General features: G+C 49.3%; 9 protein-coding genes. 2 read left to right on the top strand and 7 right to left on the bottom strand.

The annotated features are described in order from the left end of the window. Nucleotides 1–378: 378 nt before the first annotated feature. From QUA13_RS30325 to QUA13_RS30295, 7 genes are all read right to left on the bottom strand, one after another. Nucleotides 379–2,085: a DHA2 family efflux MFS transporter permease subunit gene (locus tag QUA13_RS30325; protein WP_333204524.1), complete on the bottom strand. Its 1,707-nt coding sequence runs from the start codon at nucleotides 2,083–2,085 to the stop codon at nucleotides 379–381. A gap of 111 nt (nucleotides 2,086–2,196) precedes the next feature. Then, nucleotides 2,197–2,832: a TetR/AcrR family transcriptional regulator gene (locus tag QUA13_RS30320; RefSeq protein WP_333204522.1), complete on the bottom strand. Its 636-nt coding sequence runs from the start codon at nucleotides 2,830–2,832 to the stop codon at nucleotides 2,197–2,199. 253 nt (nucleotides 2,833–3,085) lie between these two features. Then, entirely contained in the window at nucleotides 3,086–3,379 is a 294-nt protein-coding gene (locus tag QUA13_RS30315) for a hypothetical protein (RefSeq protein WP_333204521.1), read from the bottom strand. A gap of 63 nt (nucleotides 3,380–3,442) precedes the next feature. Beyond that, nucleotides 3,443–3,655 (bottom strand): hypothetical protein, encoded by a 213-nt coding sequence (locus QUA13_RS30310; RefSeq protein WP_333204519.1) that lies wholly within the window; start codon nucleotides 3,653–3,655, stop codon nucleotides 3,443–3,445. Nucleotides 3,656–3,689: 34 nt separating this feature from the next. Next, entirely contained in the window at nucleotides 3,690–3,932 is a 243-nt protein-coding gene (locus tag QUA13_RS30305; protein ID WP_333204518.1) for a hypothetical protein, read from the bottom strand. 43 nt (nucleotides 3,933–3,975) lie between these two features. Beyond that, a complete protein-coding gene (locus QUA13_RS30300; RefSeq protein ID WP_333204516.1) occupies nucleotides 3,976–4,542 on the bottom strand; it encodes a hypothetical protein in 567 nt (188 codons plus the stop codon). Between the two features lie 160 nt (nucleotides 4,543–4,702). Beyond that, nucleotides 4,703–4,987, bottom strand: a complete 285-nt coding sequence (locus tag QUA13_RS30295; RefSeq protein ID WP_333193927.1) for a hypothetical protein — start codon at nucleotides 4,985–4,987, stop codon at nucleotides 4,703–4,705. 257 nt (nucleotides 4,988–5,244) lie between these two features. On the opposite strand from QUA13_RS30295, the gene QUA13_RS30290 reads away from it, so the two are divergent. Beyond that, the gene (locus QUA13_RS30290) at nucleotides 5,245–5,823 is read left to right on the top strand and encodes a hypothetical protein (protein ID WP_333204514.1); all 579 of its coding nucleotides are present in this window, start codon (nucleotides 5,245–5,247) and stop codon (nucleotides 5,821–5,823) included. Between the two features lie 342 nt (nucleotides 5,824–6,165). Beyond that, nucleotides 6,166–8,985 (top strand): DUF3854 domain-containing protein, encoded by a 2,820-nt coding sequence (locus QUA13_RS30285; RefSeq protein ID WP_333204512.1) that lies wholly within the window; start codon nucleotides 6,166–6,168, stop codon nucleotides 8,983–8,985. The last annotated feature ends 179 nt before the right edge of the window (nucleotides 8,986–9,164 follow it).

The following is a 9,164-nucleotide window of genomic DNA, read 5'->3' as shown; positions in this document are numbered from 1 at the left end:
GTGAACTCACGTCACCGTCATCTTTCTACAGCAAGGCTTCTAAACCAGGCTCAGCACTCACCTTGACAGGGCTGGGTTTGAGGGAGCTATAAGACTCCCGCATTTTTTGCCGCTCAAAGGGATAGACACCAGGGCAATACAAGATTATTTCGGTCGCGCCAACATTCACCGCACCGTACTCGTGTCGGTACAAGTGATATCACCTGACACGAGCAATTGCTACTTGACAATAGAGGAGGCGACGATGTTGGCAAGCAGAGTCACCTACTGAGTTAGGTAACTTACAAGCTCCTCACAAATTGGTTGTTTGAGGCCAGCGAGCTCAAAGTATCCAACCGGAGGCTGTGGAGTAATCGCTACAGAATTACAATCAAGCAATTAGTGAACAGCAGGTGATGCTGCTCCAGCGCCTCCCTTGCCGAGAAACAGCAGCAATGGCAGCGAGCAGAGAAAGACAATGCCTACAAAGCGAAAAATGTCTGCGTAGGATAGAACGGCTGCCTGCGTATTGACTAATTGGGAGAGCGCGGCGAGGGCTTGCTGTTGGGCAGTTGCGGCATCAGAACCGCGACTCTGAAAAAGACCAGTGAGTGCGCTGAGCCGCTCAGTTGTTTCTGGATCGTAAGGCGTTAACTTTGCCAACAAAATGGCTCGATGAAAAGCCTCTCGTCGAGCCAGCAATGAGGTCAGAATGGCAATGCCAATACTACCGCCGAGCTGACGAGTCAAGTTATAGAAGCCCGAGCCAGCCGATACATCTTCTTTGGGGATGGAACCCAATGTTGCCAAACTCAGGGGCAGGAACATCAAAACCGTAGTTGCACCGCGCCAGATTAGGGGCCAAAACAAATCATCAGTTCCGGTTTGGGGCGTGATTTTTGCCAGCTCGAACATGACGGCTGCCGTTCCACCAGCTCCCAGCGCAATTAAAATGCGGGCATCCACCTTAGTCGAAATTTTGCCCAGTAAAACCATGATGATGGCGGATGCTAAAGCTCCAGGAGCGAGTAAAAATCCGGTTTGCGTTGCCGAAAAGTGCAGCACGCCTTGAGCAAACAGCGGTACAGCAAACAATGCTCCGTACAACCCCATGCCCAAAATACCAGAGTAAAGGCTACCGGCTGCTAAGGATTTATGCCGCAGAACCCGCAAGTCAACTGCTGGTGCTTTTGTGCTGAGTTCTCGCCAGATGAACAGAAACAGCCCCACAACCGCCACAAACGCCAGGAGCGCAATGAAACCCGATTCAAACCAGTTTTCTTTTTCCCCTTCTTCCAAAAATGCTTGCAAACTACCTACCGCAATACACAGCAGTACAATTCCTGTCCAGTCCACTTTCTGCTGGCTCCGTCCGTGTTGCTTCGAGTCAGGTCGGAGAAACACGATCGCCATGATGACAGCCACAATGCCGACGGGCAAATTGATAAAGAAGATCCAGCGCCAGCCTAATGTATCGGTCAGATAGCCGCCTAGCGTGGGACCAATAGCCGGACCTGCAATCACCCCAACTCCAAACACCGCCTGCGCTAACCCCTGTTCCGCAGGGGGAAAAGTTTCAAACAGAATCGCTTGCGCTTTTGCCAACAGTCCGCCTCCGCAAAAGCCTTGAAGAATTCGAGCTACCACCAGCACCGGCAGGTTGATGGATAGACCGCATAACATCGAGGCGGCTGTGAACCCGATCATTGAAAAGACAAAGTAGGTTTTCTTGCCGAAGAAGTCCCCCAACCAGGCAGAGAGCGGAATCATCACAACGTTGGCGATCGCGTAACCCGTTACGACCCAAGCAATTTCGGTCACAGTTGCGCCTAATGTCGCCTGCATATCTGTTAAAGCAACGTTCACAATGCTGGTATCAATGACTTCTAGAATGGCTCCCAGAGAAGCCGTCAGGGCGATCGCCCACTTGAGCGGTCCCTGCACGTACCCGGCTGCATCGCTGGCAGATTGTTTCAATTTTTTTAATGGTTTTGCTCGCTTTTGTTGAGCGTTTTGTCGAGCGTTTTGCTGGCCTTGAAGCTCAGACTCTTCCAAATCAATAGAATCCGGTTCAGTTGCATGACTCTGTATTTGAGGGCGTTCCATCTTTAGTCTCTATTTCTGCGATCGCTCACGGCAGGTGCTTCGCACCACCGCAACGGGTTAGGGTGCTTCAATCGGAAAATGCCAAATTCAGACGAAAATTGTCAGGAGCCTTCATTCTGGAGACGGAGTACGACTTACAGGAGACGCTGCTGTGCTGACTCCCCGCACCCATAAATCCACACACCCTTCGATGTATCGTTTACGGCTGTAGCCCCGGTTTACTTGAGAAACATGGCGGCGAATCATACCAGACAGCAGCATTCCAGTTAATTGATCCACTGCTAGTGGCAGGTCAACATTCGGACGAATACTGCCGCGTTCAACACAGGTTTGTAGGTAGGAAATTAGTTTTTCACGCAGCGGTAAAAATGATTGCTGAAGCACCTCCAGTGCTTCTGTCGGATGCCGGTGAGCTTCACCAATAAACATCCGAAATAGAGCTTCGTACTCCTCCAGCGTATCGTCGTGGAGCTTTGCATAATGCAGGAGATCGCGGCGCAGGTCATAAGTCCATTCGTCTTGATGCGCCAACGCCTCCGTCCGCAATGCTGTAATGTGGCGGGCAACCGCGCTCAACACTTGCTCTTTGCTCTGAAAGCGGCGAAATAAAGTTACTTCACTCACATTTGCAACACGAGCAATTTCGCGAGTTGTCGCTCCAACGTAGCCTTCTGTAGAGAAAACTTCAATCGCGGCTTTCAACAGGCGATCGCGGGTTTCTGCTGCACTTCGATTCGTTCTACTCATCTCAATTAATGTAAGCACTAACTTACATATTCTAGCTCGCCAAAGGGCTGTAGCTTCAGCAGAAAGATGGATTTTTGAGACACAGGAGGGTCGGACTTACGCTTATATGCCGAGAAGAAACTAGGACAAATCGCCGCGCTCAGAAACTAGAGCTCGCAGCAAGAAACCCGGTTTCTGGGGTAAAGCCGAGAGGTAGACTTGAAGGGAGTGGCAGCACTCCCCTCCTCTGTTCGGGAACCGCGCTTGCGATTGTTCACCGCAGAGGTTGAGGGGTGACAATTCCGTCATCAGATGACTTAAAAGTCTCTTCAAGACGCTGTTTGGCTAGTTCCCAAAGTTGTTCTGGGTCATCAATTTCGCTTGTTTGGTCAACTCCCATATTCTGTTTATTTGTGTCAGCGGTTGGCTCAATTGGCTCTTTTATAACCTCTCGTTTCCACTGACTCAAGTCGGGTACAACAGCAGGGAATTCACTCAACTCGCAGCTAATCCACGCAGGGCGTTTGCCAAGGGAAATCAAGAATCCCCGAACGAGATCGCCCCTCATCCACAAAAAACAAAACTCGCCCAGCAGCAGGTGTCACTGGGCTGTTTCGCGAATGACAGACCGCTACTCTAGGTGCTGGTCAACTAAGGCAATGAGTTTAGCGATCACTTTCTGTTCTTCTAAGAGCAATTCCTTAAGCTGGCGCATCTGTTCCTGGCTCGGCGGACGGTGTACCAAATCATTAACGAAGTCTAGCAGGGGAGACTTTCTAAAAGGTCGGGTCAAAGCAGCTTCATCTCGCAAGCGCTTGGTTCGCTCCAGCTTGGAACGTTGCAATCGGTTTTTAGCTTGACGGCGTGTGATAAGCCCGTCAAGTCTTTGACATACGTTCCCAGTCTTCTTCGTCTCCATATATGTCTTTCACTTGCTGTTTCAATTCGGTTATCTGCTCGGTCAGATTTGCCACCTGATCTTCAATAACGTCTGTTTTATCTTCCTGGATTTCCAGAGAAATCTCCACAGATTCGACGTATTCCGTTAACTTTTGTATTGGATCGGGTTGGGGCGTATCACCGTTAGGCGACACGCCGTTAGACCCATTGCCGTTGGTCATAGTCATGCCTCAGTGATATCTTGATGAAAGAAACTGGCGATCGCTATCGATCGTCCCTCCCGTCGCCTGGTGTGGGTGCGCTTGATGCGTTGGAGTTGCTAGCTATTCGCCAGCAGAGCGCGCTTGCTAGTTGGTTTTGTTCCGCCCGCTCAAGAACTCGCACTGTCGGGAACCAAGCCTGCAAGTGGGATAAGTCGCTGTTGACGCTACCCGAATATGCTTGGAACGGGTCGGCTTCCAAACAAACAAAGGTTCGGACAGCGTAGAGTTCATCCAAATTGAGTCCATCCAAGCGATTAATCAAGGATTCGAGGGAATATTTTCGGGGCGTCGTGTGTCCCGCAACCGCTTGTTGCTCCAGTTGCCACCAACTCATCACGTCGGCTCGTTCGGTGGGACACACAATCTCATGTTTCCGAACGCAGATGTAAACTGGCTGTCCGTCTTCCTCTATCAAATTATTTTGGTCATCCAGTAGGCGACCAGTGACAGTTTCAGGGCGAACATCGGTCACTTCTATACGTCCCATTGTGGTCGTGACGCAGGGATTGGGTATTTCTACAAAGCTTGGTTGGGCGGGTTGCGCTGGCTGCCCGTGATCTGCGAACATAAGGTTGCTCCTTGGTAGCTGGTGTTATCAGCGAATGGGAGAAGTTCTGGGGAAAGTGTTTGCACCACTGCACCAGGGCGTCATTCCAACACTAAAACCTGCGTTGTGGTCGGTCAAGGAGTTTACCATATAATATCAGGTATTACTTTCCGGTGAATCACTAATGCGATTGTTTGAGGCGCTCGGCAATAATGTTGGAGAGTTCGGGATTGTTGCCCGCTGCGTCAAGGATAGAACGGAGAGAATTGGCATAAGCGAGGGTTCGTTCGTACTGTTCGGGCATTTTCTCGAAATCAATGCCGCTTCCCCATTTACTCGAAATAGTCTCTGTTTGCACGGCTAGGATACGACTCAACAAGCGAACACATTCCGCTCTATAGCCCCTAGTAGCTTCCATCTGGGCATCGGCATTGAACCACAGCCTACAAAACTCGCGTGCTTTCACAGGTTTTACAAATTTATCGATAGAACGTCTTTTTATTACCAACATAACTGTCCCTAGCTCACCTTATATCTTATGGTAAACTAGGGAGAAAGAATCGTTTGGATTTACACGATAATATCATGTAACGAATGGTTAAAACTCCACAGCGGTTTGCGAACAAAGCTCAGGCTTAGCAAAACCACGGTGTTGGTACAATACAGGAAACCCGCGACAACAATCAGCAAGCGTTCGAGTAAAGGTCAAACACGGGAGAAAATATGACCGAATCAGTTAGAGCCGTTCGAGCCTCGGTGCAAATAGGTTCCCTCACAGTCGATGGGTTCATGCTGCCAGACGGCAGTTACCGGATGAGCCAGACACAGGCGGCAGAAACAATTGATGAGCCTCCGGTTTACGCATTACGTTTTTTGAGATCGAATGGCTCTAAAGCTTTACTGGGAGAGGCATATACGGATTACACCCCGGAGTCAGTTGAAGTTGAGTCCGAGCTGGGTCAACGAGGTCAAACCCGCATTAATGCGCTCCCGTTGAACGTGGTTACTGCCTACTGGCTAACTCGTGCCTACAAGGGAAATCGTAAGGCGTTTCTTCTTTCGTGGGCGCTGCTTACCGAATCTCTCGAACGTCGGTTTGACGAAGCTTTCGGCGTTACCCGCACCGAGACTGAACGAAACGACCTTCTGAGCCAACGAGTTCTTGAGCTAGAACAAAATATCAGAGAAGCGTTTTGGGTTGAGGATGAAGCCAGAGCCGAGCGTGACTACTTTGAGCGCTTGCTTAGAGAGAATGGCATCGACCCTTGGAGGATTCCGGGAGCTGAAGATGAACCGGATTAATTGCGCTCGGCAACAATTGGAATTTTTCGATTTGGAAATTCCTTGCCAGCTAACGGTCGCTCGCAATACGTCCGCGTATAGAATTTGAAAAGGCTGTTGTCAACAAACGACCGCCCGCATCGATTAGACCAGACAAAAAAAAAGTCCGCGTCTTTAGAAGAGACAACGAACAATCAAAAATAAAAAAGTTTAGATTCATCATAATCTATTTCTGCCATTACCGCAGATTTTGCACCAAATGCCAATCAACGGTAGTTAAAGCAGAGCCGTCTCTTCTACTAGGCGCGGGTTTTCTTCATAAAAAACCAGCACGCAGCGCTATGAGTAGCGAAAGAGGCATCTATGAATATTGCAGATCAATTTTTATCAACTACCGCGTACCTTTGCCCCAAACACAAGAGCCACATTGAGAGCAGAGGACTGCTGAACGAGTGGAGTTACGCCAACTGCCGAACCGTATCTGCTGACGAGGCATCAGTTTACTTGGGTTATACCGCCAAGTCTGGTGGCATCTTCTTTATTGGAGCAGGCACACAATTTCAGTTCAGGCCAGACAAGCCGTGGAAGTCAAGAGAAGATAAAAAGGCACCCAAATACCGCACCCCGTTAGGGGAATACGACGCTTTTCTCCCCCAGCATCCTACCGATAAAGACTATTGGGATACTGAAAAGCTTGCAGAGCACTGCTACCACATTAACGGTCAGCCCTACATCTTACTAACTGAAGGAATCTGGAAGGCCATCGCAGGATGCAGCCACGATTTACCTACAATTGCCTTGATGGGCATCAGCATGGGACTGACTGCCAAGAAAAACGACTTGCAAGGTCAACGCTTTCTCGTTGCCATACTCGAACGCTACGCTCGTGCCGGTTTTGGGTTCATTATTGCGTTTGATGCAGATGCAGCCACCAATCCCAGCGTCATTTGGGAACAGCGGAAACTCGGCCGCCAGTTGCTTAAGTTTGGTGTACCCGTTCGCAGCATTACTGGACAATGGGAACCAGGCACTGAAGGAGAAACCAAAGGTATGGATGATTTTATCCAAAGAAAAGGAATAGAAGAGTTCAGGCGGATGCTTATGAAGTCAATCAGCTTTCAGGAATGGGAGAGCAATCTTGACGACGAGGGTCAAAACTTCACAGCATCAAAGCCACCCACACCGAGAAAACTTGCCCGCCAGTTAGCGGAAGATTACGGGCAGATTTGGAAATTTGACAACGAAACCAAAACTTGGCGGATTTGGACGGGCAAGCACTGGGAACGTACCGACGACGGGAATTTTAGAACCCTGGTCAAAACCACCATCGATGCCAGAAATATTGAGTACAAAGGTTCTAGCTACATCACAGACGTGCTGAGCCTGCTCACTGACGACTTACGAGTTAAGCATTGGGATATCTGGGATAGGAAGCGCTACATCGCTTTCGACGATTCGGTATGGGACAGCCTGACGGGTGGAATCCTCAAACACTCTCCGGCTACGGGCTTTACTTCCTACTTACCTTACTCGTACAAGCCGTTGACGGGAACTGACGCCGAGGCGATTGACATCCTCCGCAACAACTGCCCAAACACCTACCGATGGATGAATACGGCAATGCAGGGCGACCACCAGAAAATCCTCAAACTGTTGGCAGTCATCAACGGATTGCTTAAGTTCCGGTTTTTTGACTTGCAGATGTTCGTTCACTTAATCGGGAAGCCGGGGAGTGGCAAGGGTACATTTATTCGACTGCTCCAGAAAATAGTAGGGCGAGAGAATTGGAAAGGATGCAAGCTGAAGAATATGGATGACGGCTCAACAATGGCCAGCATCATCGACAAGCAATTGGTAGCCTGTCCCGACGAGCGCACTGCTTCGGGTGTGGATGCGATATTATCCATGACCGGCGGCGATGCCGTCAGCTACCGGGAAGTGTACAAGCCGGCTTCTGATGCTTTCTTCTACGGCTTGTTAATTGTTGGAAGCAACAACCCAATTTTTGTAGGCGATACTACTGGTTTAGACCGTCGCTTGTGCCTGGTTCATTTCGACAATCCCTTACCAGCGGTGCTGCGAAATTCGAGAATTGAAGCGGCGATGGATGCAGAAATCTCTCAGCTTATTGCCGTAGCCCTCAACCTTTCTGACAGCGCCGTCAGCGAACGCATTCAAGGAGTGGGCAAGAATCAGATTGCAGAATTCAAACTCCAAGAATGGGATATGAAGGTGCAAACCAACAGCGTCGCGGCTCACTTCGACGATTGTTTGATTGTAGACCCGACTGCTTCTACGCCGACTGGCAAAATCTACGAACACTACAAGAATTGGTGCGACTCCAATCTCAAGGCAGTTTCTCATATCAAGTATCCCAAGATGCTCTCGGAACTCTGCAACGATTATCTGGAACTTAGCGGAGTTAAGTGGAGACGCTCCGGCGGCCGCAGTTGGTTTGAAGGATTGAGGTTTCGCACCGAAGGGGAAACGTCGCCCACTCATTCCGATTCACTTTCGGCGCTTATTCCCCAGAATTTCCCCACTGATACGGGGTGCAACACAGAGCTAAATGGGGTTGATACGGGGTTGATAGGAGGTTCAGAACCCTCATCAGACGGGAATTACAGCCATTTACAGGGTTTAGAAGCTCAAAGCTTTTCAGAAAAGTTAGAGTCTTCTTCTTCGTTGACTGAGGAAAGTCGCGGTGCAAGTCATCACTGTTCAGAAAAGTTAGAGGCTTCTTCTGGGTTGACTGAAGAAAGCCAAATCACAAGTCAGCAGTCAGAAATAATAGAAAAAGTAGGTTTGAACCCCACCAACCCCGTCGAAATACCAGAACCCTTACCAGGCCGGAATTTAAGTCAACTAACAAACCCCCTACTAACTCCGTGCGAATCCCTTGACACCCCGTATTCATCCGATGAATCCACCCCTGAATCTGTTGCGACTTCCAACCAACCAACCGCCGAGCAAGTTGCCACCAGCGAATCGGAGTTAGTTCAGAAGCTTCAAGCGCGGATACGGAAAGCAATCGCGGACAAAAACCCCGCAGCAGCCCATGATGTCTATTCCGAAGTGCATCAATCGGGAGTCAAGGAAGCGCTAAAAGCATTGCTCACAGAAATTGATAATGAGGATTTCCGAAAGCTTGTCAAGCTTTGGAGGAAGAGCAAAACTCAATAAAGTTTGCTGTACATCAGCTTTTATCTTGCTGGCGATACTCCCAAGGTCTGTCGTGGCGTTGCGTAATAGCGGAATGATTTTGATTTTTTTGTGGGATGGGCTCTATAGCGATCGCAAATGATTTGTAAATCCTCAAACGTGTATAATGAGGGATGTAAATCTAAGTAGGAGTTAAAATG

The sequence above is a fragment of the Microcoleus sp. S28C3 genome (assembly GCF_036700785.1).
Lineage (GTDB): Bacteria > Cyanobacteriota > Cyanobacteriia > Cyanobacteriales > Microcoleaceae > Microcoleus > Microcoleus asticus.
Note: the sequence above shows the minus strand (reverse complement) of the source record. Positions and strands in the feature narration are given on the sequence as shown.